Source organism: Modestobacter excelsi (assembly GCF_005930495.1).
In the GTDB taxonomy this organism is placed as follows: domain Bacteria; phylum Actinomycetota; class Actinomycetes; order Mycobacteriales; family Geodermatophilaceae; genus Modestobacter; species Modestobacter excelsi.
On sequence record NZ_SJEX01000030.1, the window covers coordinates 12,709 to 36,837 of the forward strand.

Below are 24,129 nucleotides of genomic sequence, written 5' to 3' on the forward strand. Positions count from 1 at the left end.
CCGGGCGCACGAGGCCGATCCCGAGACCAAGCGGGTGCTGCTCGTCCACCGGGGCAACTGGTCCTCGCGGCACCCGGTCGTGGGCGCGATGGCCCTCGGGCAGGTGGACCACCACCTCTACTGCCGTGGGTCCCGCTCGAGCGGAACCTCTACCCGGCGGTCAGCGAGATCCTGTCCGCCTGGGACAGGTGGCACGACGCCCATGGAGTCGCGCTGCGGGTCGTCGGCGACCGGTCCGACGCCCGGACGCACGACATCCAGGACGAGCTCTCCCGGGCCGCGGTCCCGTTCCGCTCCTACGACCCGGACAGCGAGAAGGGCCGCGCCCTGCTCGGCAGGGTGGGCCGGAGCAACCTGCGGCTGCCGGTGAGCGGGTCTGGAGTCGGTCACCGTGCGGGACCGGGACAGCGGGACGACCCGTGACCTGCCCGCCGCGGGGGTGTTCGTGCTCATCGGCGCGGAATCCAGGACGGCCTGGCTGGCGGGCACGGTCGCCCGCGACGACCGGGGACACGTGCTCACCGGCCCGGACCTGCTCCGGGTGGAGCCAGGACCCCGCTGGCCGCTGCGCCGCCCGCCGATGCTGCTGGGGACCAGCCGGCCCGGGGTCTTCGCCGCCGGGGACGTCCGGGCCCGGTCGGTCAAGCGTGTGGCTGCCACCGCCGGGGAGGGCGCCACCATCTCCCTCGTGCACGAGTACCTGGAGGCGCACGGGTCCTGACCGGCCGGCGCAGGTGGGCTCGGTGCCGCTCCCCGAGGACCGACCGGGAGGATCCCGGGCGTGCGCGCAGTGGTGAGCCGGGTCAGCCAGGCGTCGGTGACGGTGGACGGCGAGGTCGTCGGGGCGATCGGTCCGGGCCTGCTGGCGCTGGTCGGGGCGGGCCGGGACGACGACGCCGACCGGGCCCGGGCGCTGGCGCGGAAGGTGCACGAGCTGCGCGTCTTCCCCACCGACGACGGTGCCCGCTCGGTCGGTGACCTGGGCCTGCCGGTGCTGGTCGTCAGCCAGTTCACGCTCTACGCCGACACCCGCAAGGGCCGCCGCCCGTCCTGGGCCGACGCCGCGCCCGGCGAGCAGGCCGAGCCGCTGATCGACGAGGTCGTCGCCGCGCTGCGCCGGCGGGGCACCGAGGTGGCGACCGGGCGGTTCGGCGCGCGGATGTCGGTGGCCTCGGTGAACGAAGGCCCGATGACCCTCCAGCTGGAGGTCTAGCCACCCTGGAAGCGGGTACCACGACCTCGTCGCAGACCCCCGGCGCCCTCCGGCTGGACATTGCCTGTGAGTTGCACCGCCTCGGAACACCCCACCGGTCCGATCCGTTGTACACGACGTACCACACCGGACAGAACGGCTGGAGAGCCACCCGGACGACTCCCGGGACGACGCTCTGACCGCCTCCATCGGGATGGGCCGACCGCCGACGACGGCGGCGACGCATCCAGATCCCGAAGCAAGGACGAAGACTCACCGTGACCGTGCTGCAGTCCTCCCTCACCGACACCCTCGAGGTGCGCTCCCCGCGCCGCGCCCCGGACACCAGTGGCCTGGTGTCGACGGACCTGGTGCGCGTCTACCTCAACACCATCGGCAAGACCGCGCTGCTGACCGCCGAGCAGGAGGTCGAGCTGGCGAAGCGGATCGAGGCCGGCCTCTACGCCGACCGGCTGCTCAACGAGAAGCAGCTGACCCCCGCGCTCCAGCGCGACTACAAGCTCCTCGCCGCGGACGGCAAGTCCGCCAAGGCACACCTCCTCGAGGCCAACCTGCGCCTGGTGGTGTCGGTGGCCAAGCGCTACACCGGCCACGGCATGACGTTCCTGGACCTCATCCAGGAGGGCAACGTCGGCCTGATCCGCGCCGTGGAGAAGTTCGACTACACCAAGGGCTTCAAGTTCTCGACCTACGCGACGTGGTGGATCCGTCAGGCCATCACCCGCGCCATGGCGGACTCCGGCCGCACCATCCGGCTGCCCGTCCACCTGGCCGAGCAGGTCAACAAGGTGGTGCGCACCCGCCGCCGGATCCACCAGGAGCTGGAGCGGGAGCCCACCGCCGAGGAGCTCGGGCTCGAGCTGGACCTGACGCCCGAGCGGATCACCGAGCTGCTGGAGTACTCCCGCGACCTGGTCTCCCTCGACCAGACCGTCGGCGCCGACGAGGAGTCCCGTCTCGGTGACTTCATCGAGGACGCCGACGCCGCGGTCGCCGAGGACGCCGTCGCCTTCCAGATGATGAAGGGCGACGTCCGCAACGTCCTGGAGACGCTGGAGGACCGCGAGCGCGACGTGGTGATCATGCGCTTCGGTCTCGACGGCGAGCAGCCGCGGACCCTGGAGCAGATCGGCAAGCGCTTCGGCCTCTCCCGCGAGCGGGTCCGGCAGATCGAGCGCGAGACGATGACCAAGCTCCGTGACCCCCAGCGCGCCGACGCGCTTCGGGACTACCTCGGCTGAACGAGGTCGAAGGACCCCGTCCTCCTCCCCTCTCGCACGCCCGGGCGAGCCTCTGGACGGGGTCGGGAGCCCGCCACCCCTGGGGGTGGCGGGCTCTTCTCATGTGCCTGGCCGGAACATGCGGCGGGGGCCGGGGTCGATGCGCGCCGTCGGGGGGCCGATCCGGATGAAGGCGCCGGCGATGACCAGCGAGCGGCCGCCGTGCCAGGCGTCCGCCGGCCCGACGATGATCGGCTCGAGGCTCAACGAGAGGACCTCCGGGAGGTCGTCGGCGAGCCGGGCCACCCGGAGCAGCAGGTCCTCCAGCGCCGCGGAGTCCACCGGCGTGCTGCCGCGGTACCCGTCCAGCAGGGGCCAGGCCCGCGGCTCGCGCACCAGCTCGTGCGCGTCCAGGTCGGTCAGCGGCAGCGTGCGGTAGGCGCGGTCGCCGAGCAGGTCGGTGGCCACCCCGCCCACCCCGAAGCTGACCAGCGCGCCGAAGGACGGGTCGTCGACGATCTCCACGACGGTGCTCACGCCGGGCGCCGCCTGCTCCTGGACGATGACCGGGTCACCGGCCGGGATCGCGGCGTAGGCGACGCGGACGTCCTCGGCGTCGGCGAGGTCGAAGCGCATGCCGCCCAGGTCCCGACGGTCCCGCAACCAGGGCGCGGTCGACTTCAGCACCACCGGGTAGCCGATCGCCTCGGCGGCCGCGACGGCAGACTCCACGTCCTCGACCCGACGGGTCCCGAGCATCGGGAGCCCGTAGGCGCACAGCAGGGCGATCGACTCGTCGTCGGTGAGGTCGCGGCCCCCCGGCGCGTCGGAGAGCGCGCCGTCGACCACCGCCCGGGCCGCTGCCTCGTCGACGTCGTTGAGCTCGGGCACCACGCCGAGCGGACGGCGCCGCCACCGGGCGTGCTCGCTCATCCTGGCCAGCGCGATGACCGCCCGCTCCGGCGTGGAGAAGGAGGGCACCGAGCCACGAGCGGGCATGCCGCGCTCGTCGCGGACCACCAGCTCGTCGGGGATGCCGTCGGTGGAGAGGAAGTTGGCCACCAACGGCTTCCGGGACGCGGCGGACACCTCCCGCAGGACCCGCCCGAAAGGCTGCTCGCCGTGCAGCAGCGGCGGGAGGAAGACCGCGACCACCGAGTCCACGCCGTCGTCGTCCAGGGCTGCCTGCAGCGCAGCACGGAAGTCCTCCGGGCCGGCCTGGGTGCCGATGTCGACGGGGCGCTCGTGCGCCAGCTGCAGCCCCTGCTCGAGGATCGCGTCGATGACCAGCACCCCCATCGCCGTCGAGTTGCCGACCACGGCGACCCGGTCGCCCTCCGGCAGCGGCTGGTGGGCCAGCAGCGTGCCGACGTCGAACAGCTGCGCCAGGGTGTCGACCCGGATCACCCCGGCCGAGGCGAACAGCGCGGCCACCGACTGCTCGGGAACGGCCACGCTGGTGCCGGCCAGCCCTGCGGTCATGCTCACGTGCCGGCCGCTCTTCACCGCCACGACCGGCTTGGTGCGGCCGACCCCGCGGGCCAATCGGGCGAACTTGCGCGGGTTGCCGAAGCTCTCCAGGTGCAGCAGCACCACCTCGGTGCCCGGGTCGCTGGCCCAGTACTGCAGCAGGTCGTTCCCGCTGACGTCGGCCCGGTTCCCGGCCGAGACGAAGCTGGACAACCCGATGCCCCGGCCGCGGGCCCGCTCGAGCAGCGCGACGCCGAGCGCGCCGGACTGGGCGAAGAACCCCACCCGGCCGCGGCCCGGGACGTCGGGGGCGAGGCTGGCGTTGAGCCGCACCGCCGGGTCGGTGTTCACGATGCCCAGGCAGTTGGGCCCCACCACGCGCATCCCCGAGGCCCGGGCGGAGGCGACCAGTGCACGCTCGGCGGCCCGACCCTCCGGCCCGGTCTCCCCGAACCCCCCGGAGAGCACCACCAGGCCGTGCACGTTCTTGCGACGGCAGGCCTCCACCACGCCGGGCACCTCGTCCGCCGGGACGGCCAGCACCGCCAGGTCGACGTCGTCGGGGATCGACTCGATGTCGGCGTAGGCGGGCACGCCGCGCACGTGCCGCACCGTCGGGTTGACCGGGTAGATCGGCCCGTCGAAGCCGTACTCGAGCAGGTTGTGCAGGACGGCGTGACCGACCTTCGCCGGGTCGTTGCTGGCGCCGACGACCGCCACGGAGCCGGGGTTCAGCAGCCGGCCGATCGAGCGGGACTCGCTGCGCTGCTCCCGCTCGTGGGCGACGGCGAGGGACTGCTCGGTGGGGGCGATCGGGAAGGTCAGGTGCACCACCCCGTCCTCGTAGGACCGCTTGGCCGAGTACCCGGCGTCGAGGAAGACCCGCACCATCTGGCTGTTCTGGCTGAGCACCTCGGCGACGAAACGGCTGATGCCACGCTCGCGGGCGGCGGCGGCGAGGTGCTCGAGCAGCACCGACCCGAGCCCGCGCCGCTGATGGGCGTCCTCGATGAGGAAGGCGACCTCGGCGTCATCGGTGCCGGGGTAGCGGTCGTAGCGGCCGACCCCGATCAGCCGGTCACCGAGCAGGACGACGAAGGCGACCCGCGCGTCGTGGTCGACGTGGGTGAACCGGTGCAGGTCCTTGTCCGACAGCCGCCGCATCGGCCCGAAGAAGCGGTAGTAGCGGGTCTGGTCGGAGCTGCGGTCCATCAGCCCGACGATGCCGTCGGCGTCCTCGGGGGTGATCGGCCGCAGGTGCACCGTCCCACCGTCGGCGGCGACGACGTCGGCCTCCCAGTGCGGCGGCGGGGGCGGGGGCGCCGGTGATCTCTCGCTCGTGGTCATGTGTCCTCCCGGCCTCCCAGCAGGGACCCGCCGCGAGCTTGCGAGTGGTGGGGGGCTGGGTGGTCCTTAATCACGGGGGTCATCCGGGTCGAGTCCGAAGTACGGGAAGGAGGCGGTGCGAGTCCGCATGATCGCGCGGTCGACCCGGGTCTCGGTGAAGGGGTCCCAGCGGTGGAAGCCGATGTACCCGCCTTCGGTCATGGTGACCGGCGGCGGCGTCCGCAGCCCGCGGCGCCGGACGTCGTCCTGCCAGCTCTGCGGGATCTCCGTGTCCGGTGCCAGCCGGTCCCCGCCGGCCTCGGCGATGAGGTGCGTCCAGGCGCGCGGCACGCAGCGCACCAGGCCGTACCCGCCGCCGCCGAGGGCGATCCACCGGCCGTCGCAGACCTCGTGCGCCAGGTCGTGGACGGCCCGGTAGGAGGCGCGCTGGCCGTCGACGGTGAGCCCGAGGTCGGCCAGCGGGTCCTCGTGGTGGGCATCGCAGCCGCACTGGGTGATGAGGATCTGCGGCTGGAAGGCGCGCACCACGCTGGGGACCACCGCGGTGAACGCCCGCAGCCAGCCCGAGTCGTCGGTGCCGTTGGGCAGCGCCAGGTTGACCGCGCTGCCCAGCGCCTTCTGCGGGTGGCCGGTCTCCTCCGGGAAGCCGGTGCCGGGGAACAGGGTCAGCGGGGTCTGGTGGACGCTGACGGTGAGCACCCGCGGGTCGTCGTAGAAGGCCGCCTGCACGCCGTCGCCGTGGTGCACGTCGAGGTCGACGTAGGCGATGCGCTCCCAGCCCTGGCCGAGCAGCCAGGCGATGGCCACCGCCGCGTCGTTGAAGACGCAGAACCCCGACGCCGAGTCCCGCATGGCGTGGTGCAGGCCGCCGGCGATGTTCACCGCGTGCTGTGCCCGGCCGGTGGACACCAGCTCGGCGGCCCGCACGCTGCCGCCGGTGATCAGCGCGGCGGCGTCGTACATGCCGGGGAACACCGGGTTGTCCGCCGTCCCCAGACCGTGCCCGACGCCGTAGGGGTCCTCCGGTGCCCGGCGGACCGCCTCGAGGTAGGCCGGGTCGTGCACCAGGGTGAGGAGCTCCGGGCCGGCGGGGGCAGGCGTCACGACCTCCAGCCGCGGCCGCGCCAGCACCCCCAGCGAGTCGGCCAACCGGACGGTCAGGTCCAGCCGGACCGGGTGCATCGGGTGGTCCCCGCCCATGGTGTAGCCCAGGAGCGTGTCGTCCCAGACGACGGCCACCGAGTCGCTCACGACCGCCCACCCCCGGAGGCCGGGGGTGCCACCGGTGCTGCGGTGCTCGTCGTCGAGCGGGCCAGCTGCATCACCGTCGCGACGCTACCGGTGCCGCCCTCGTACTGTGCCGGTGGAACGCCTCGGTCCTGATCTCCCCGGCGGGTGGCCGCCGCCTCGTAAGATCGGGGCCACCTGACGGAGGAGTGGACGTGAACGACCTCATCGACACCACGGAGATGTACCTCCGGACCATCTTCGAGCTCGAGGAGGAGGGCATCGTCCCGCTGCGCGCGCGGATCGCCGAGCGCCTGCACCAGAGCGGCCCGACGGTCAGCCAGACGGTGGCGCGGATGGAGCGCGACGGCCTCCTCACCGTGCAGGGCGACCGGCACCTGCAGCTGTCCGACGAGGGCCGGGCGCTGGCCACCGCGGTCATGCGGAAGCACCGGCTGGCCGAGTGCCTGCTCGTGGACGTCATCGGCCTGGAGTACGCGGACGTCCACGAGGAGGCGTGCCGCTGGGAGCACGTGATGAGCGAGGCCGTCGAGCGCAAGCTGCTCAGCCTGCTCGGCAACCCGACGGTCTCCCCGTTCGGCAACCCGATCCCCGGGCTGGACGCGCTGGGCGGCGACACCTCCGCCGTCCTGGACGCACTGACCCTGCTGTCGGTGACGGCGACCCCGGAGGGCCGGCAGGTCGTCGTCCGGCGGATCAGCGAGCAGCTGCAGGAGGACGCGCCGCTGCTGCGCTCGCTGGCCGACCAGGGCGTCCGTCCCGGCTCGACGGTCACCGCCACGCTGGTCAACGGCACCGTGCTGGTCGACGGCGTCGCCGTGCAGCCCGGGGTGGCCCAGCACGTGTTCGTCAGCGCGGTCGACGGGGACCTCACCCCGGCCGAGGCCGCCGAGGCCGCTGTCGGCGTGGGCTGAGGGAGACCCGGCCCCTGCGCGCCCCGGAGCTCGACCCAAGTCGTTCGCCTTGCTCACGATGTGGTCACTAGGCTCGGGGACGACCCGTCCGGACGCGCAGAGAGAAGGCACCGGTGAGCGACTCCGCAGTTCCTCCCGAGCAGGCCGCGGACACCCCTCCGCCCAGCCCGTTCCACCGCCTCGAGGACTTCGTCGCGCTGCCCCGGTTGGGCGGCCTGGCGCTCTCCCCTGACGGGAGCCGGCTGGTCACCTCGGTCGCCACGCTGGACGCCGAGGGGAAGAAGTGGCAGTCCGCGCTGTGGGAGATCGACCCGACGGGGCAGCGGGAGGCGCGCCGGCTGACCCGGGGTGCCGCCGGCGAGTCCGCACCGCTGTTCACCCCGGACGGCGACCTGCTGTTCACCTCCGCCCGACCGGACCCGGAGGCCAAGGAGAGCGGGGAGCCGAAGGGCTCGCTGTGGAGCCTGCCGGCCGACGGCGGAGAGGCGCGGCTGGTCCTGCAGCGCCCCAGCGGGATCTCGGGGCTGGTCGTCGCCCGGGACACCGGCGACGTCGCGGTCGTCGCGTCGACGATGCCCGGTGCCGCGGACGCCGAGGCGGACGAGCAGCGCCGGACGGCCCGCGAGGACGCCGGGGTCAGCGCCGTCCTGCACGAGAGCTACCCGGTGCGGTTCTGGGACCACGACCTGGGCCCGGCCGTCCCGCACGTCTTCTGGATCGGCCGGCTGCCGGCCGAGAGCACCCCCGGCACCGCGGCGGCGACGCCGACCTGGCGCGACCTCACCCCGGACGCCGGCCCGCCGCTGGGTGCCGGGGACGACGTGGCCCTCTCCCCCGACGGCCGCTTCCTCGCCCGCAGCGAGGACGTCCGGGACGGGCCGGCCGGCCGGCGCTCCCGGCTGGTGCTCACCGAGGTGGCGTCCGGGGAGACCCGGGTGCTCCTCGATGACCCGCTGGCCGACGTGTACGCCCCGTCGTTCTCCCCCGACTCGGCACGGGTGGTCTGCGTCTCGGAGTCGCAGTCGACCTTCGCCGAGCCCCCGGACCACACCCTGCTGGTCGTCGACGTGGCCGCCGCGGAGGCCCAGGAGCTGACCGCCGGCTTCGACCGCTGGCCGAGCGCACCGCAGTTCTCCGCGGACGGGGGGTCGGTGTTCTTCCTCGCCGACGACGACGGCCGGCACGCCGTCTTCCGGGTTGGGCTGGACGGCGGCTCGCCGGTGCGGCTGACCGACCAGGGCGCCTACAGCGACCTGCAGGTGGCCCGGGACGGGAGCGCCCTCTACGCCCTGCGGTCGGGCTACGACACCCCGCCGGTGCCCGTCCGGCTGGACCCGCAGGCGACCGGTCAGGACCCGTCCCCGCTGCCCAACCCGGGCACCATCAGCAGCTTCCCGGGCACCCTCCGGGAGCTCGACGCGACCGCCGCCGACGGCAGCCGGGTGCAGTCCTGGCTGGTGCTCCCCGAGGGCGCCGGCCCCGACGCCCCGGCGCCGCTCGTGCTGTGGATCCACGGTGGCCCGCTGATGAGCTGGAACTCCTGGTCCTGGCGCTGGACGCCGTGGGTGCTGGCCGCTCGCGGGTACGCGGTGCTGCTGCCCAACCCCGGCCTGTCGCAGGGCTTCGGCCAGGACTTCGTGCGGCGAGGCTGGGGTGCGTGGGGCGCCGAGCCCTACACCGACCTGATGAGCGCGGTCGACGCCACCGTCGCACTCCCGGAGATCGACGAGACCCGGACCGCGGCGATGGGCGGCTCGTTCGGCGGCTACATGGCCAACTGGGTCGCCACCCAGACCGACCGGTTCGCCGCGATCGTCACCCACGCCAGCCTCTGGCACCTGGACAGCTTCAGCGGCACGACTGACTCGGCGTTCTACTGGGAGCGCGAGTTCGGCAACCCGCTGACCGAGCCGAAACGCTACGAGCAGAACTCCCCGCACCGGTACGCGGACGCCATCCGGACGCCGATGCTGGTCATCCACGGCGACAAGGACTACCGGGTGCCGATCGGCGAGGGCCTCCGGCTCTGGTACGACCTGCAGAAGCGCGGGGTGCCGTCGCGGTTCCTCTACTTCCCCGACGAGAACCACTGGGTGCTCACCCCGGGCAACGCCGCGGTCTGGTACGAGACGGTGATCGCGTTCCTGGCCGAGCACGTGCTGGGTGAGGAGTGGCGGCGACCCGAGCTGCTCTGACCGGTCACCGGCGGGCATCGCTGGGCCCGCACGCGTCGCGGATCAGCCGGCGCACCTCGGCCGGCGGCAGGCAGGCGTCCAGAGCCGCGCGCAGCAGCACGGCGAAGGTGTAGGTCGGCTCGCTGGTCAGCGCGCGCTCGAGCGCCACGTTGGCCAGCGAGCCGTCGCCGCGGACCCAGGCGGTGACCGCGAGCAGGGTGGCCGGTGCCGCGGCCAGCGGAGCCGGGGCCCGCCGGGTCAGCTCGGTCCAGACCCCCTCGGCGGCGGCGGCCGAGCGGCCCAGGGCCAGGGTCAGCGCGCGGTCGCGCAGGTCGACGTCGCGCAGGCCCCAGGCGAGCCGGGCCACCTGCCGGTCCGACAGCCCGGCGCCCGCCCCGGGTCCAGCGGCGTCCACCGCCGCCAGCACCGCAGCCCAGCCCTCCTCCGCGACGGCGTCCCACCCGAGCTCGGCGGTCCGGCGGGCCAGCTCGTCCCCCACCTCGTCGCAGGCCCGGGCCATCCCCGCGGCGGCCAGGAAGCCGACCGGGGCCAGACGCCGGACCAGCGCGGCCCGGTCGGCCTCGACCACCTGCCCGGTCACGACGGAGGCCGCGGCCAGCGGGCTGGTGCCGCCGGGCAGCGGCGTGCCCGCCCCGGGCAGGCAGCAGGCCGCGTCGCAGTCGTAGGACCACCATCGACCGCCCCGGACCAGGAGGACCTCGCGGACGGCCACCCGGGCCGCGGTGAAGGCGAGCACCGCCTCACGTACCAACGGCCGGTGCGGCAGCTCGGCCGGACTGGGACCGCCGTCCGCGTCGTCGTCCTGCTCGCTCGCCACGAGGAGCAGCACGGCCGCAGGGCGGTCGGTGAGCATCGAGCGCACCAGGCCGTCCAGCACCGGCCGGGGATGGGCGGCGGGCGGCAGGTCGGTCCGGCCGGTGAGGCCGAGCCGGCGACCGTCCGGGCCGCGCAGGCTGACCGCGACGAGCGACTCACGCGGCTGGAAGCCGATGAGGTGGGGCAGGGCGGCGGCCACCTCGCCGGGGTCGGAGAGGCGGACGGTGAATGGCGGACCGGCGTCGGGCATGCGGCGACCCTGCTGCCGGCAGGACCGCCGCGGCGGGCGTCAGCCCGGGTTGTGGACGGAGGCCGTCCCTGTGGACGGCCAGCAGCGGGCCGTCGGCGACCGGGTGCACCGTCCGGGCATGCGCATCCCGTTCCCGTGCCGGCCAGCCGACTCAGTCGAGGGCGTCGGCCTGGTGCCCGTAGGCCTGCTGCAGCAGAGCGGCGAAGGCCGCGGGGTGGGTCGCCCCGGTCGGGTCGGTGGCGGTCAGGCTGACCAGCCGGTCGCCGTCCGCGGCCACTCCCATGAGCAGCGGCACGGTCACCGGCTGCCCGGCCGGTCCGGGCAGCGAGATCGTCATCGTCATCCCCGCCGACCCGTCGCCGAGATCCGGCACGGGCAGCTCGGCGAAGGTGGCGGTGGCCGTGCCGAGCTGGGGAGCGGTGATCGTCGCCTGGGGGCAGGTCTGCACGGTGGAGGCCAGCTGGTCGACGCCGTCGGTCACGCCCGGGCTCGCGGCGAGCACCTCGGCCGTGCTGGTGGAGCCGGCGGTGACGGTCTGGGCACCCAGGCCGGTCAGGTCGTCCAGGCCGGGCTGCACCGACGTGACCGCGGGCGCGCACGCCCCGGGGGTGACCGTGACGTCCCGCAGTCCGCCCAGCCCGCCGAGCCAGGACTGCTGCTGCAGCTGGTCGGCGGTGATCGGTGTGGCCTGCGCATCGGCGCCGAACGCCTCGGCGGGCAGCAGACCGGCCGAGAGGTCCTCGGCGGTGGCGCCGGCCGAGGAGGGGCGGGGACGTGGTCGCCGACCCCTGTCCCTCCACCTCGGAGCCGCAGCCGGCCAGCACGGCCGCGCCCAGCAGCCCCGCGGTGAGCGGTCCGAGGTGGCGGCGGGGTCCGGTGATCGTGATCCGACCCGAGGTCCGGCCAGGACGCTCAGACCTCGTACTGGACGGCCGACCGCGCGGCCAGGTGGGGCGTCACGTGCTCGGCGATGACGGCCAGGTGCCGCTCGTCGGTCGCGTAGCCGCGGTAGGCCTCCTCGTCGGGGAAGTCGGCCACCAGGGCGGTGTGCGCGTTGCCCTCCCGGAGACCGAGGTCCGGGCCGATCGCGAAGGACGTCATCCCGCCCACCTCCTCCGGCAGCCGGCGGAGGGCCGCGAGCGTGGCGGCCCGGGTCTCGGGGGCGGTGTCCTCGGTCCAGGTGAAGAGCACGACGTGACGCAGCATGCCCGCACCCTGCCAGCCGGGCCGACCAGCTGCCACGGCGCCCGGTCCGGCTCCGGGGGTGCCCGGACCCGCTCGTTAGAGTCCGGGCATGGGACGGTCGCTGCGCGTGGCACTGCTGTCCTACCGCAGCAAGCCCCACGGGGGTGGCCAGGGCGTGTACGTCCGCGCGCTGTCCCGGGAGCTCCGCGAGCTCGGGCACCGGGTCGAGGTGCTGAGCGGTCAGCCCTACCCGGAGCTCGACGACGGCGTGCCGCTGACCCGGGTGCCCAGCCTGGACCTCTACCGGGAACCCGACCCGTTCCGGACCCCGCGGCCCAGCGAGTTCCGCAGCCCCGTCGACCTGGTCGAGTGGGCCACCATGTGCACGGCCGGCTTCCCCGAGCCGCTGACCTTCACCCTCCGGGCGGCCCGCCTCCTGGGCAGTCGCCCCGGCGAGTTCGACCTCGTGCACGACAACCAGTCCCTCGGCTACGGGCTGCTGCGGCTCCGCCGCGGGGGCCTGCCCACCGTGGCGACGGTCCACCACCCGATCGCCATCGACCGGGACCTCGAGCTCGCCGCGGCCACCGGCCTGCGGCGCCGGCTGACCCTGCGCCGCTGGTACGCCTTCACCGCCATGCAGGCCCGGGTCGCCCGACGGCTGGACGGCGTCACCACCGTGTCGGAGAGCTCCCGCCGCGACATCACCCGGCACATGGGTGTGCCTGCCGCCGACGTGGAGGTGATCCCGGTCGGGATCGACCCCGACGTCTTCCGGCCACCGGCCGGGCCGGGCCTGCGGGAGCCGGCCAGCATCGTGGTGACCACCAGCGCCGACGTGCCGCTCAAGGGGCTGGTGCACCTGCTCGACGCGGTCGCCAAGCTGCGCACCGAGCGGGACGTCCGGCTGACCGTCGTCGGCACCGCCCGCCCCGGGGGGCCCGCGCACGCGGCGCTGGACCGGCTGGCCCTCGGCGACGCGGTCCGCTTCACCGGGCCCGTGCCGACCGAGGAGCTGGTGCGACTGCTGCAGACGGCCACGGTCGCCGCCATCCCGTCGCTGTACGAGGGCTTCTCGCTGCCCGCGGTGGAGGCGATGGCCTGCGGCACCCCGCTGGTCACCACCGACGCGGGAGCGCTGCCGGAGGTGGTCGGCTCGCACGCCGGGGTCCAGGTCCCGGCCGGCGACGTCGACCGGCTGGCCGCCGCGCTGGAGCTGGTGCTCGACCACCCGTCCCTGCAGGAGCAGCTGGGCCGGGCCGGCCGGGCCCGCGTGCTGGGCACCTACACCTGGCGGCGCACCGCGGAGCGGACCGCCGCCTGGTACGCCGAGGTGCTGGACCGCCGCACGACGAACACGAGGAGCGCTGCGTGCTGACGGTCGACTACGACCTGCTCGACGTCCGGCCCGGCATGCGTGTGCTGGACCTCGGCTGCGGTGAGGGGCGGCACGCCTTCGAGGCCTACCGCCGCGGGGCGAGCGTCCTCGCCGTGGACTGGGGGCAGTCCGAGGTGGCCACCACCGCCGAGTGGCTGGGCGCCATCGCCGCGGCCGGCGAGGCCCCGACCGGCGCCACCGCCGGGGTGGCCCGCGGTGACCTGCGCGCGCTCCCGGTGCCCGACGCCAGCGTCGACCGGGTGATCGCCTCCGAGGTGCTCGAGCACATCCCGGACGACCGGACCGCGCTGGCCGAGATCGCCCGGGTGCTCCGGCCCGGAGGTCGGGTGGCGATCAGCGTTCCCCGCTACGGGCCGGAGCGGATCTGCTGGGCCCTGTCGGACAGCTACCACGCCAACGAGGGCGGCCACATCCGCATCTACCGCGGGGACCAGTTGTGGGAGCGGCTCGCCGGAGCGGGGCTGCAGCCCACCGACGACCACCACGCGCACGCCCTGCACGCACCCTTCTGGTGGCTGAAGTGCGCCGTCGGGGTCGACCGGGACACCCGGGCCGTCCGCGCCTACCACCGGCTGCTCGTCTGGGACCTCGTCCGTCGGCCGTGGCTCACCCGCGCCGCCGAGCGGCTGCTGGACCCGGTGCTGGGCAAGAGCTTCGTGATCTACGCCGACAAGCCGCGGATCCCGGTCGACGAGGTCGTCGCCAAGCCCGCCGGGGACCTCGCGCGTGCCTGACGCCCCGGCTGACCTTCCCGAGGTGCCCGGGGTGCTCACCGCCGACCAGGTCCGGCAGACCGTGACCGCGATCGCCGCCGAGCAGTCCCGCGACGGTGCGCTGCCCTGGTTCCGCCGCGGCCGGCTGGACGCCTGGGACATGGTGGAGTCGGCGATGGCGCTGGACGTCGGCGGCCGGCACGACCGCGCGGCCGCCGCGTACGCCTGGCTGGCCCGCCGGCAGCGCCCGGACGGCTCCTGGGCCGCCGAGTACCGGGACGGCGCCGTCACCGCCCCCGCCGTCGAGAGCAACCACGCCGGCTACCTCGCTGTCGGCGTGTGGCACTCCTGGCTCTGCACCGGCGACGAGGCCCAGGTCGACCGGCTGTGGCCCACCGTGCGCCGCGCACTGGACCTGGTGACCGCGATGCAGCTGCCCAGCGGCGCGGTCAGCTGGGCGCTGCGCCCGGACGGCACGCCCGACGACACCGCGCTGCTCACCGGGAACGCCAGCCTGTACCAGGCCCTGCGCGCCGGCATCGCGCTGGCCGGCCTCGTCGGCGAGGAGCAGCCGGACTGGGACCTCGCCGCCGACGACCTCGGCCGGGCGCTGGCCGAGCGGCCCGGGGCATTCGCCGACCGGTCGCGGTACTCGATGGACTGGTACTACCCGGTGCTCGCCGGCGCGGTCACCGGCGCACCGGCCGAGGCCCGGTTGGCCGCAGGCTGGGACACCTTCGTCGTCCCCGGCCTGGGCGTCCGCTGCGTCGCCGACCGGCCGTGGGTGACCGGCGCCGAGACCTGCGAGCTGGCACTGGCGCTGGCCGCCGCCGGCCGGGTGGACGACGCCACCGAGCAGCTTGCCGCCATGCAGCACCTGCGCGCGGACGACGGCTCGTACTGGACCGGCCTGGTCTACGCCGACGACGCCCGCTGGCCGGTCGAGCGCACCACCTGGACCGCCGCCGCCGTGGTGCTGGCCGCCGACGCGATCGCCGGCACCGGCCCGGCCGCCGCGTTGTTCGCCGAACCGGCCGCGCTGGCGCCCCCGGCGCCCCGGGGAGTGCCCGACGCCACCCCCGGCGGAGGGGTCGTGCGAGGTTGACCGGCGTGCGGACCGGGCAGGGTCCTGGCGTGATCACACAGCTCCACCCACCGCTGTCCGCGGTGACCTGCGTGGTGGCCAGCCGCAACCGCCGCGCCGACCTCCTCGCCAGCCTGCCGCGGCACGAGGCCCACGTCGTCCTGGTGGACAACGCGTCCACCGACGGCACGGTGGAGGCCGTGCGTGCCGCCCACCCCGCCGTCACGGTCGTCCCGCTGGACCGCAACGCCGGTGCCGTCGCGCGCACCCTGGGCACCGCCCGCGCGGGCACCCGCTACGTCGCCTTCACCGACGACGACTCGTGGTGGGCGCCCGGCGACCTGGCCCGCGCCGTCCAGATCATGGACGCCCACCCCCGGCTGGGGCTGCTGTCCGCCCGGATCCTGGTGGACAGCGAGGAGGAGCTCGACCCGGTCTGCGCCGAGATGGCGGCCAGCCCGCTGGGCACCGAGCCGGACCTGCCCGGACCCTCGCTGCTGGGCTTCGTGGCCTGCGCCGCGCTGGTGCGCACCGAGGCGTTCACCGCAGCCGGCGGCTTCGACCCGGTGGTCCGCTTCCCCGGGGAGGAGGAGCGGCTCGCCCTGGACCTGGCTGCCGCCGGCTGGGGGCTGTCCTACGTCGACAGCGTCACCGTGCACCACCACCCCTCGACCTCGCGCGACGCACCGACCACCCGGCAGGCGGGCATCTGGCGCAGCCGGGTGCTCACCGCCCTGATGCGCTACCCGCTGCGCGACCTGGCCGGTCAGCTGGTCCGGGCCGCGCGCGCGGGCGGTCCCGGCCGGCGCGGGCTGGCCGGCGCCCTCCCCCGGGTCCCCGCGGCGCTGCGCCGCCGCCGGGTGCTGCCCCGGCACGTGATGGCCGGCGTCCGGGCGCTGGCCCGGTGACTAGCGAGCTCGCCGCCCCGCTGTCCACCGGGGTCGGTGCGGACCCGCGGGTCGCGGTCGTGGTCATCACCCACCAGCGGCGCGAGGAGCTGCTGCTGGCGCTCTCCCGGCTGCGCCGGCTGCCCGAGCAGCCGCACGTCGTCGTCGTGGACAACGGCTCCACCGACGGCACCGCCGACGCCGTCCGCGTCCAGCACCCCTGGGTGGAGCTGATCGCCAGCCCCACCAACCTCGGCGCGGTCGGCCGCAACCTGGGCGTCGCCCGGCTGGACACCCCCTACGTCGCCTTCTGCGACGACGACACCTGGTGGGAGCCGGGCTCGCTGCGCATGGCGGCCGACACCCTCGACGCGCACCCGCGGCTGGCCGTGCTCACCGCGCGGATCCTGGTCGAGCCCGGCAGCACCGAGGACCCGATCGTCGCCGAGCTGCGCGACTCCCCGGTCGTCGGCGCCGACTGGCTGCCCGGCCCGGCGCTGGGCAGCTTCCTGGCCGGCGCCAGCGTGCTCCGCCGGGAGGCCTTCGACGAGGTCGGTGGCTTCAGCGAGCGGCTCTGGCTGGGCGGCGAGGAGGAGCTGATGGCCGGCGACCTCGCATCGGCCGGCTGGGAGCTCTGCTACCTGCCGGGGCTCACCGTCCACCACCAGGCCAGCAGTGCACGGGACCCGCACAAGCGGCGGGCCGACGGCATCCGCAACACGCTCTGGACGACGTGGTTGCGCCGCCCGTTCCGGCCGGCCCTGCGCCGCACCGTGCACCTGCTGCGCACCGTGCCGCGGGACCGGGTGACCGCCCGCGGGCTGCTCGCCGCCGTCCGCGGGCTGCCCTGGGTGCTCCGCGAGCGCACCGTGCTCCCGCCGCACGCCGAGGCCCGGTTCGCGGCGCTGGAGCACACCCAGCGCAGCTCCACCGCCCGCCGCTACGTGAGCTGACCGCGGTCGGCGAACCGGTCCGTGGCCGCGACCACCGCGGCGGCCGTGCTGCCGCCGCCGTGCCCGGCGTCGCCCACCACCACCAGCTCGCTGCCCGGCCACGCCTGGTGCATGCGCCAGGCCACGTCCAGCGGGCCGCTGACGTCGAACCGGCCGTGGACCATCACCCCGGGGACACCGGCCAGGCGGCCGGCGTCGCGGAGCAGCTGACCGTCCTCGAGGAAGCAGCCGTTGCCCCAGTAGTGCGTGACCAGGCGGGCGATCGCCAGCTGACGTGCCGGGTCCATGACCGACATCGCGGGCTCGGCGCCCGGAGCGAGCGAGACGTGGGTGTCCTCCCAGTCGCACCAGTCCTGGGCGGCCTTCGCCCGCACCGCCGGGTCCGGGTCGTGCAGCAGCCGGCTGTAGGCCGCGGCGAGGTCACCGTCGCGGTCGCGCTCCGGCACACCGGCCCGGAACCGGTCCCACTCCCGGGGGAAGACCCGTCCCATGTCCCGGGTGATCCAGTCCAGCAGCCACCGGTCGGCACTGGTGACGGCGAGCAGCACCAGCTCGCTGACCCGCTCCGGGAACGCCTCGGCGTACGCGAACGCCAGGGTCACGCCCCACGACCCGCCCTGGACCAGCCATCGCTCGATGCCCAGGTCCTCGCGCAGCTGCTCGATGTCTCTCAGCAGGTGCGCGGTGGTGTTGGCCGACAGGTCGACCTCCGGCTCGCCCGCCCACGGTGTGCTGCGCCCGGCGTTGCGCTGGTCGAAGAGCACGACCCGGTACCGCGCCGGGTCGAAGTACCGGCGGCTGGCGGGCGTGCACCCCGAGCCCGGGCCGCCGTGCAGCACCACCGCGGGCTTCCCGGCCGGGTTGCCGCAGACCTCCCAGTACAGCGCGTGGCCGTCGCCGACCTCGAGCATGCCGGTCTCGTGCGGCTCGATCGGCGGGTACAGCGTCATCGGGCGCAGGCGATGCAGGTGCGGGCCTGCGGGCGGGCGGCGAGCCGCTCGGGGGCGATCTCCCGGCCGCACTCCACGCAGCGCCCGTAGTCCCCGGTCGCGGCGCGGGCCAGCGCCGCGTCGACGTCGGCCAGCCGCTGCCGGGCCTGCTCCAGCAGGGCGGCGAGCTGCTGCCGCTCGAAGGCGATCGTCGCGCCCTCGGGGTCGTGCTCGTCGTCGGCGTTGGAGGACGCCGACGCCGCCACCACCCCGTCGAACTCCGCGGTGAGCGCCGCGATGTGGGCCAGGGTCTCCGCCCGAGTGCGGGTCAGGTCGTCGACTGCGGTCACGCCCCCATCGTGCCCGTCAGCGGCCGTCAGCCGGCGTCAGCGGTCCGTCGGCGACCAGCTCCTCCAGCTCGACCAGGACCGCCCCGGCCTGGCCGAGGTCCAGCTCGGCGGCCAGCCGGAGCTCGGCGGCGGTGAGCCGCAGGTCGCTCCAGCGGGTGGCCAGCGGCCCGGCGAACGCGAGCGTGCGCAGGTCGGCCAGCACCGGGCCGCGCCAGAGCGCCTCGGCCTCGCGGAGCAGGGCGACCACCCGCTCGGGCCCGTGCTCACGCCTGGCCCGGGCGACCAGCGTCTCGAACCGGTGGACGTCGACGGCACCGGCCGGGACGTCGAGCAGGTAGCCGTGCGCCTGCGCGCGTAGCGGCGCCTCGGGCGGCGTCCGCCGCAGCCGGGCCAGCAGCGCCCGGGCCCGCGGTCCGCCGACGTCGACCGGCCGCCCGTCGTCGTCGACCACGGCGACCGGGCCGAGGAGGCAGATGCGGACGGGCACGGCGACATCGTCCCCACCCCGGTGTCAGGACGGAGCGCGGCGGAGCAGCCGCAGCGAGCCGGTGCCCGGCAGCTCGGTGAACTCCCCCGACGCCAGCACCCGTGAGTACACGCCGAAGGGCGCCTGGCCGCCGTCCGCCGGGTCGGGGAAGACGTCGTGGATGGCCAGGGTGCCGCCGACGGCCAGCTTGGCGACCCAGGCGTCCTGGTCGCGGCGCGCGGACTCCTCGGTGTGGCTGCCGTCGAGGAACAGCAGCGCCAGCGGGGTCGACCACAGCGGCGCGAGCACCTCCGACCGGGTGACCACGGCGACGACCACGTCCTCGGCGCCGGCCGCGGCGATCGTCCGCCGGAACGCCGGCAGGGTGTCGATCCGGTCGACGAGCGGGTCGACCAGCGACGGGTCGTGGTACTCCCAGCCGGGCTGGTGCTCCTCGGAGCCCCGGTGGTGGTCGACGGTCACCACCTGGCGACCGGTCTCGCGGGCGGCGGCGGCCAGGTAGAGCGCCGACTTGCCCATCCAGCTGCCGATCTCCAGCAGCGGCCCGGGGACGGCGACCGTGCGCGCCGCCTCGTACAGGGCGCGGCCCTCGTCCGGCGGCATGAAGCCCGGCGCGGCGGCCGCGGCGGCGAGCAGGTCGGCGGTCACCCGGGCAGCATCCCGGTCGGCCCCCGGCGCGGTCACCGCGGGTCCCGCCGGGGCGGCCCGGCGGCGGGACCCGACGCGGCCGGACCGGATGCAGCCGCCTGCTCGCGGAGCGCGCGGAGCCGTTCCCGGCGCCGCTGGGCCTCGCGGTCGTCCTCGGTCGGCTCGGGCCCGGGGGGCCCGCCGCGCATCGACGCGGCGGTGGCGACCAGCGCGCCGATCAGCGTGGTCACCGGCACGGCGAGCACCAGCGCGATCCCGCCGACCAGCGTGCGGACGACCTCCTCGCCCACCTCGGTCCCGGTGAGCACCGTCCAGAACGGCCGCTGGTACAGCTCGAAGATCAGCAGCAGCGGCAACGCCGCCCCGGCGTAGGCGAAGACGATCGTGTAGATGGTCGAGGCGATGTGGTCCCGGCCGATGGCCATGCCGCGGCGGAACAGCTCACGCCACCCGGCCGCGGGCGCGGCCTCCTGCAGCTGCCAGACCGCCGAGGCCTGGGTGATGGTGACGTCGTTGAGGATGCCGAGCCCGGCGACGACGGTGGCGGCGAGCACCAGCCCGGAGAAGTCCAGCGTCGGGTCGAACTGCAGCAGCTGGACGGTGTTCTCGTCGTTGAACCCGGTGAGGTGGGCGGCGGCGACCGCAACGGCGCCCAGCACGGCGCTCAGCCCGAGGCCGAACAGCGTGCCCAGCAGCGCCGTCGTCGTCCGGGCGGAGAAGCCGTGCGCGAGGTACAGGACGACGAACATGATCGCCGAGGAGCCGACCAGGCTGACCCAGACCGGCGACCCGCCGGCCAGCAGCGCGGGGAGCATGAACTCCATCAGCACGACGAACGCGAAGCCCAGCCCGAGCAGCGCGAGCAGCCCGCGCAGCCGGGCCACCGCGCCGACGACCAGGGTGAACAACAGCGCGAGGACGACGATCGGCGTGCCGCGCGGGCAGTCCTGGAACGAGTAGACCGCGTCCCCGCCGTCGGTGCCGGGGTCGCGGTTGAGCACCAGCTCGTCGCCCACCTGGACGCCCTCGGCGACGACGTCGGCCGACAGGTCGACCTGCACGTAGTCCCCGGCGCCGGCACCGTCGCCGATCACCATCACCGCGGTGGCGCAGGTCTGCGCCGGCGCGCTGCCGGTGGCCTCGGCGCACTGGTAGGGCTCCAGCGAGGCGATGGTCGCCTCCGGGTAGGTGGTGCCCGGCGGCAGGAAGGACTCCGCCGCCTGCTGCGCGGCCGTCTTCCCCCCGCTGGGCCAGAGCACGACCAGCCCGGCCAGGGTGGCCAGCCCGATGGGCACCAGCACGTAGAGCATCAGCCGGACGGCGCGGCGACGGCGGGCGACGACCGCCGGGTCCGGCGGCTGGGCCCCGCCCCCGGTGTCGGGTCCAGGACTGTGGGAGTGGGCCGGCACCCGGTCAGGCTAGGTGCCGGTCCGGCCGGCTCCGGCCCGCCGGGCGTGGTGTCGCCCACCTCAGGCCGGGGGCGCCACCGGTCCGAGCAGCTCGGCACCGGCCAGGTACCCGGCGAGCAGGGCGGCGGCGACCTGGCCGATCACGTCGTCACCGGGCAGGAAGCGCGGCGAGTGCAGCCCGGGGCGCCGCCCGTCGGCGCTCGGCGGCCCGCCGTCGACGCCGAGGAAGAGCATCAGCCCGCGGTGGCCGATGCAGAAGTGCGCGAAGTCGTCGGCGCCGAAGGACCGCCAGGTGTCGTCCACCGTCATCTCGCTGCGGGTCAGCCACGGGACGGTCGCGCGGGCCAGCTCGGGGTCGTTGGCGAGCACCGGCTCGTTGTTCTCGCTGTGCACCGTCGCCGTGCAGCCGTAGGCGGTGGCGGTGTGCTCGGCGACGTCGGTGAGCGCCTGCAGCAGCAGTGCGCGGTCCTCCTCGCGCATCACCCGCAGCCCGCCCCGGGCGCGGGCGGTGTCCGGGACGACGTTGAACGACGACCCGGCGTCGAGCTGGGTGACCGCCAGCACGGCGCCGACGGTGGGGTCGACCCGGCGGCTGACCAGCTGCTGCAGGTTGACCACGATCGCGGCCAGCGCGAGCACCGGGTCGAGCGTGGTGTGCGGGTACCCGCCGTGGCCGCCGTGCCCGGTGACGGTGAGGGTGAACTCGTCGGTGGCGGCGTTGACCGGCCCGGGCGTGGCGTTGACGACACCGGCGGCCAGCTGCGGCTGCACGTGCGCGGCGACCACGGAGTCGACCCGCTCCTCGACCAGGACGCCGGCGGCCACCACGTCCGCGGCACCGGAGGGTGCCCGCTCCTCGCGCGGCTGCAGCAGCAGGACCAGCGGCGCCGGCCCGCCGACCCGGGTGACAGCGCGGGCGACGGCGACCAGCCCGGCGAGGTGGGCGTCGTGCCCGCAGGCGTGCATGACATCGGTGGTGGAGGTCCACGGGACACCGGTCCGCTCCTCGACGCCGAGCCCGTCCAGCTCCGCGCGCAGCGCCACCGCCCGTCCGGCGCCGTCGACGACCCGGACCAGCCGCCCGGTGTCGGCGACCCGGCGCCCCTCCCCCAGCCCGAGCGCGGCCACGACGGCGTCCGCGGTGTCCTGCTCGTCCCCGGAGATGCGGGGGTCGGCGTGCAGCTGGTGGCGCAGCTCGACCGCGGCCGGCAGCTCCTCGGCCACCGCGGCCGACAACCGCTCGTACCAGATCACCAGGACGGGGTCGGGCTCGCCGACCGGGACGGGCGGGGGGACGGCCGGGTCGGGTGAGCTCACCCGGCGATCCTCCCGGACCGGCGTTGCGGGCAGATGTCAGGTGCCCAGCCGGTAGGCCCGTTCGGCGTTCCCGGCGCCGATCAGCGCAGCGACCCGGGCGGCGTCGGCCGCCGTCCAGGCGTCCTCGGTGACCCCGTCGGCCAGGTACCGGCCCAGGCCGCGGCGGAACAGCACGGTGCCGAGCAGGTAGAGCTCGGCCAGGCCGAACGCGTCGGAGGAGAACAGCACCTTGCCGAACGGCGCCAGCTCCAGCAGCTCGCGGAGCAGCGCATCGGAGCGGTGGCCGAGGTTGTGGGTGGCCAGCCCGACGTCGACGAACACGTGCCCGAACACCTGCGCGAGGAAGCCGGCGTTGCGGTGGAACGGGTAGTTGTGCAGCAGCATCACCGGCACCCCGGCCGGCTCGGTGGCCCGCAGCAGGTCGGTGAGCAGCAGCGGGTCGCAGCGGTGCAGGTCGACGTCGGCGTCGCCGTAGCCGACGTGGAACTGCACGGGCAGCTGCCGGTCGATGCCGCTCCAGACCAGGAACCGGTGCAGCACCGGGTCGGCGATCCGCGGCTGCCCGCCCCGGCGCAGCAGCCGGTCGGCGGCCGCGGTCACCTCGGCGTCGGTGGGGCGGGCACCGTCCAGGGCCAGGCCCACCCGGTAGGCGGCGACGGACTTCACCCCGGCGGCGTCCACGGTGCGGGCGGCCAGCCGGCTGCCGAAGGTCTCCGCGAAGTCCCCTGCCGCGACGCCGCCGGCCAGCACCTCCTCCGCGAGGGCCTCGAGCCGGACGACCTCCCGGGCGCGCCCGCCGGTGAGCGCGGCGAGCTCGTCGGGACTGGTGATCGGCTCGGGCAGGTAGCCGGTGTCCACGAGGAAGGTCTGGGTGCCGGCCGCCGTGAGCATCCGGCGGTTGACCTCGTCCGCGCCGAGCTCGGTGCGGCGGGCCAGGTAGTCCTCGGCCGGGGCGTGCACGGGCAGGTCCAGCACCGGGGCGCACCAGCGCCGGACGGCGAGGCCGATCTGGGAGTCGAACAGCGAGCCGCCCAGCGTGCTCGGTCCGGCCGACTCGGTCAGCATCGCCTCGAACTCCGCGCGGTCGAGGTCGCGGCGCACCAGGCCGTGGCAGTGGTGGTCGACCAGCGGGAGGTCGGCGAGGGTGGGGTCCGGTTGGCTCACCCGGTCATCCTGCCCCGGCGGGACCACCGGCGGCGGACCTACATTCGGCTGCATGACCTCGTGGACGACGGCCGGCATCCCCGCGCAGACCGGCCGCACCGTGGTGGTGACCGGCGGCAACAGCGGGCTGGGGCTGGCGACGGCCCGGGCGCTGGCCGCGGCCGGGGCGCGCGTCGTCCTGGCGGTGCGGGACACCGCCCGCGGCGAGCAGGCGGCGGCCGGGCTGCCGGGTCAGGTGGAGGTGCGCCGGCTGGACCTGGCCGACCTGGGGTCGGTGCGCGCGTTCGCGCAGGAGTGGACCGGTGCGCTGGACGTGCTGGTGGCCAACGCCGGGATCATGGCGGTGCCCGAGGCCCGCACCGCGGACGGCTTCGAGCTGCAGTTCGGCACCAACCACCTCGTGCACTTCGCGCTGACCAACCTGCTGCTGCCGCACGTCACCGACCGGGTGGTCACGGTCTCCTCCGGGCTGCACACCTCGGGGCGGATCGTGCTCGACGACCTCAACTGGGAGCGCCGCCCGTACTCGGCGACCGGGGCCTATGCCCAGTCGAAGCTGGCGAACCTGCTGTCCACCCTGGAGCTGCAGCGCCGGCTGACCGCGGCCGGCTCGCCGGTGCGGGCCACGGCGGCCCACCCGGGCTGGGCGGCGACCAACCTGCAGAGCAGGTCGGGCAGCCGGTTGAAGGACGCCGCGATGGCCCTGGGCAACCGGGTGGCCGCGGTCAGCAGCGAGCAGGGTGCGCTGCCGACCCTGTTCGCCGCGGTCGCCGACGTGCCGGGCGGCAGCTACGCCGGACCGTCCGGGCCCCTGGTGCGCGGCACGCCGACGCTCGCCGGGCGCAGTCCGGCGGCCTCTGACCCGGCCCTCGCCCGGCAGCTGTGGACGGCGTCGGCCGCGCTCACCGGCGTCGACTTCCCCACCTGAAGG

The 24,129-nt window shown here is 75.4% G+C and carries 23 protein-coding genes; 11 read left to right on the plus strand and 12 right to left on the minus strand.

Annotated features, from left to right (window positions below):
* Nucleotides 1-391 precede the first annotated feature (391 nt).
* The 3 genes from FHL80_RS11880 to sigB all read left to right on the plus strand — a co-directional run bounded on the left by FHL80_RS11880 (nucleotide 392) and on the right by sigB (nucleotide 2,454).
* The gene (locus FHL80_RS11880) at nucleotides 392-721 is read left to right on the plus strand and encodes an NAD(P)/FAD-dependent oxidoreductase (protein ID WP_138733624.1); all 330 of its coding nucleotides are present in this window, start codon (nucleotides 392-394) and stop codon (nucleotides 719-721) included.
* 60 nt (nucleotides 722-781) lie between these two features.
* Entirely contained in the window at nucleotides 782-1,213 is a 432-nt protein-coding gene (gene dtd / locus FHL80_RS11885) for a D-aminoacyl-tRNA deacylase (protein ID WP_138733625.1), read from the plus strand.
* A 257-nt stretch (nucleotides 1,214-1,470) separates the two neighbouring features.
* A complete protein-coding gene (gene sigB / locus FHL80_RS11890) occupies nucleotides 1,471-2,454 on the plus strand; it encodes an RNA polymerase sigma factor SigB (RefSeq protein WP_138733626.1) in 984 nt (327 codons plus the stop codon).
* A 99-nt stretch (nucleotides 2,455-2,553) separates the two neighbouring features.
* Here the strand turns inward: sigB and FHL80_RS11895 are convergent, their stop codons facing one another.
* Together FHL80_RS11895 and FHL80_RS11900 are read right to left on the minus strand one after the other, a co-directional pair.
* Entirely contained in the window at nucleotides 2,554-5,250 is a 2,697-nt protein-coding gene (locus tag FHL80_RS11895) for a bifunctional acetate--CoA ligase family protein/GNAT family N-acetyltransferase (protein ID WP_138733627.1), read from the minus strand.
* A 66-nt stretch (nucleotides 5,251-5,316) separates the two neighbouring features.
* On the minus strand, nucleotides 5,317-6,501 hold the full coding sequence (locus FHL80_RS11900; RefSeq protein WP_138733628.1) for an acetoin utilization protein AcuC: 1,185 nt from the start codon (nucleotides 6,499-6,501) through the stop codon (nucleotides 5,317-5,319).
* A gap of 191 nt (nucleotides 6,502-6,692) precedes the next feature.
* Between FHL80_RS11900 and FHL80_RS11905 the strand changes: the two genes are divergently transcribed.
* Nucleotides 6,693-7,412 (plus strand): iron-dependent transcriptional repressor DtxR, encoded by a 720-nt coding sequence (locus FHL80_RS11905; RefSeq protein ID WP_138733629.1) that lies wholly within the window; start codon nucleotides 6,693-6,695, stop codon nucleotides 7,410-7,412.
* Between the two features lie 113 nt (nucleotides 7,413-7,525).
* Nucleotides 7,526-9,607, plus strand: coding sequence for a S9 family peptidase (locus tag FHL80_RS11910; RefSeq protein WP_138733630.1), 2,082 nt, complete (start codon nucleotides 7,526-7,528; stop codon nucleotides 9,605-9,607).
* Nucleotides 9,608-9,611: 4 nt separating this feature from the next.
* Here the strand turns inward: FHL80_RS11910 and FHL80_RS11915 are convergent, their stop codons facing one another.
* From FHL80_RS11915 to FHL80_RS11925, 3 genes are all read right to left on the minus strand, one after another.
* On the minus strand, nucleotides 9,612-10,673 hold the full coding sequence (locus FHL80_RS11915) for a DUF4192 domain-containing protein (RefSeq protein ID WP_138733631.1): 1,062 nt from the start codon (nucleotides 10,671-10,673) through the stop codon (nucleotides 9,612-9,614).
* Between the two features lie 151 nt (nucleotides 10,674-10,824).
* Nucleotides 10,825-11,250 carry a hypothetical protein gene (locus FHL80_RS11920; protein WP_138733632.1) on the minus strand — a complete coding sequence of 142 codons (426 nt, stop codon included), beginning with the start codon at nucleotides 11,248-11,250 and terminating at the stop codon, nucleotides 10,825-10,827.
* 335 nt (nucleotides 11,251-11,585) lie between these two features.
* Nucleotides 11,586-11,879 (minus strand): Dabb family protein, encoded by a 294-nt coding sequence (locus FHL80_RS11925; protein WP_138733633.1) that lies wholly within the window; start codon nucleotides 11,877-11,879, stop codon nucleotides 11,586-11,588.
* Between the two features lie 88 nt (nucleotides 11,880-11,967).
* Between FHL80_RS11925 and FHL80_RS11930 the strand changes: the two genes are divergently transcribed.
* Genes FHL80_RS11930 through FHL80_RS11950 form a run of 5 tightly spaced genes read left to right on the plus strand, consistent with a single transcriptional unit; the run spans nucleotide 11,968 to nucleotide 16,894 of the window.
* Nucleotides 11,968-13,236, plus strand: coding sequence for a glycosyltransferase family 4 protein (locus FHL80_RS11930; protein WP_138733634.1), 1,269 nt, complete (start codon nucleotides 11,968-11,970; stop codon nucleotides 13,234-13,236).
* Nucleotides 13,230-13,991, plus strand: a complete 762-nt coding sequence (locus FHL80_RS11935) for a class I SAM-dependent methyltransferase (protein WP_138733635.1) — start codon at nucleotides 13,230-13,232, stop codon at nucleotides 13,989-13,991. Before FHL80_RS11930 ends, FHL80_RS11935 begins: the two co-directional genes overlap by 7 nt.
* Nucleotides 13,984-15,075, plus strand: a complete 1,092-nt coding sequence (locus FHL80_RS11940) for a prenyltransferase (protein WP_138733636.1) — start codon at nucleotides 13,984-13,986, stop codon at nucleotides 15,073-15,075. Before FHL80_RS11935 ends, FHL80_RS11940 begins: the two co-directional genes overlap by 8 nt.
* Before the next feature lie 29 nt (nucleotides 15,076-15,104).
* Nucleotides 15,105-15,962: a glycosyltransferase family 2 protein gene (locus tag FHL80_RS11945; protein WP_246078628.1), complete on the plus strand. Its 858-nt coding sequence runs from the start codon at nucleotides 15,105-15,107 to the stop codon at nucleotides 15,960-15,962.
* Nucleotides 15,959-16,894, plus strand: a complete 936-nt coding sequence (locus tag FHL80_RS11950) for a glycosyltransferase family 2 protein (protein WP_138733638.1) — start codon at nucleotides 15,959-15,961, stop codon at nucleotides 16,892-16,894. Before FHL80_RS11945 ends, FHL80_RS11950 begins: the two co-directional genes overlap by 4 nt.
* On the opposite strand, the gene pip is transcribed toward FHL80_RS11950, so the two are convergent.
* From pip to FHL80_RS11985, 7 genes are read right to left on the minus strand one after another with little or no spacing between them, the layout of a single operon-like run.
* Nucleotides 16,882-17,844, minus strand: a complete 963-nt coding sequence (pip, locus tag FHL80_RS11955) for a prolyl aminopeptidase (RefSeq protein ID WP_138733639.1) — start codon at nucleotides 17,842-17,844, stop codon at nucleotides 16,882-16,884. The two genes, FHL80_RS11950 and pip, sit on opposite strands and share 13 nt — an antisense overlap.
* Nucleotides 17,841-18,173, minus strand: coding sequence for a TraR/DksA family transcriptional regulator (locus tag FHL80_RS11960; RefSeq protein ID WP_138733640.1), 333 nt, complete (start codon nucleotides 18,171-18,173; stop codon nucleotides 17,841-17,843). The genes pip and FHL80_RS11960 overlap by 4 nt, the downstream gene beginning before the upstream one ends.
* 16 nt (nucleotides 18,174-18,189) lie before the next feature.
* Nucleotides 18,190-18,660, minus strand: coding sequence for an AfsR/SARP family transcriptional regulator (locus FHL80_RS11965; RefSeq protein WP_138733641.1), 471 nt, complete (start codon nucleotides 18,658-18,660; stop codon nucleotides 18,190-18,192).
* Between the two features lie 24 nt (nucleotides 18,661-18,684).
* Entirely contained in the window at nucleotides 18,685-19,344 is a 660-nt protein-coding gene (locus FHL80_RS11970) for a class I SAM-dependent methyltransferase (RefSeq protein ID WP_246078629.1), read from the minus strand.
* Nucleotides 19,341-20,717, minus strand: a complete 1,377-nt coding sequence (locus tag FHL80_RS11975) for a YibE/F family protein (protein ID WP_138733642.1) — start codon at nucleotides 20,715-20,717, stop codon at nucleotides 19,341-19,343. Before FHL80_RS11975 ends, FHL80_RS11970 begins: the two co-directional genes overlap by 4 nt.
* A 60-nt stretch (nucleotides 20,718-20,777) precedes the next feature.
* Nucleotides 20,778-22,034, minus strand: a complete 1,257-nt coding sequence (locus FHL80_RS11980) for a M20 metallopeptidase family protein (protein ID WP_138733643.1) — start codon at nucleotides 22,032-22,034, stop codon at nucleotides 20,778-20,780.
* Nucleotides 22,035-22,070: 36 nt separating this feature from the next.
* Entirely contained in the window at nucleotides 22,071-23,198 is a 1,128-nt protein-coding gene (locus FHL80_RS11985; protein ID WP_138733644.1) for an amidohydrolase, read from the minus strand.
* Between the two features lie 52 nt (nucleotides 23,199-23,250).
* On the opposite strand from FHL80_RS11985, the gene FHL80_RS11990 reads away from it, so the two are divergent.
* A complete protein-coding gene (locus FHL80_RS11990) occupies nucleotides 23,251-24,126 on the plus strand; it encodes an oxidoreductase (RefSeq protein ID WP_138733645.1) in 876 nt (291 codons plus the stop codon).
* Nucleotides 24,127-24,129: the final 3 nt, after the last annotated feature.

Bases quoted from the DNA above. Each gene is read 5' to 3' on its own strand.
- FHL80_RS11895 (WP_138733627.1), bottom strand. From the start codon at position 5,250: ATGACCACGAGCGAGAGATCACCGGCGCCCCCGCCCCCGCCGCCGCAC.
- FHL80_RS11915 (WP_138733631.1), bottom strand. From the start codon at position 10,673: ATGCCCGACGCCGGTCCGCCATTCACCGTCCGCCTCTCCGACCCCGGC.
- FHL80_RS11925 (WP_138733633.1), bottom strand. From the start codon at position 11,879: ATGCTGCGTCACGTCGTGCTCTTCACCTGGACCGAGGACACCGCCCCC.
- FHL80_RS11930 (WP_138733634.1), top strand. From the start codon at position 11,968: ATGGGACGGTCGCTGCGCGTGGCACTGCTGTCCTACCGCAGCAAGCCC.
- pip (WP_138733639.1), bottom strand. From the start codon at position 17,844: ATGACGCTGTACCCGCCGATCGAGCCGCACGAGACCGGCATGCTCGAG.
- FHL80_RS11990 (WP_138733645.1), top strand. From the start codon at position 23,251: ATGACCTCGTGGACGACGGCCGGCATCCCCGCGCAGACCGGCCGCACC.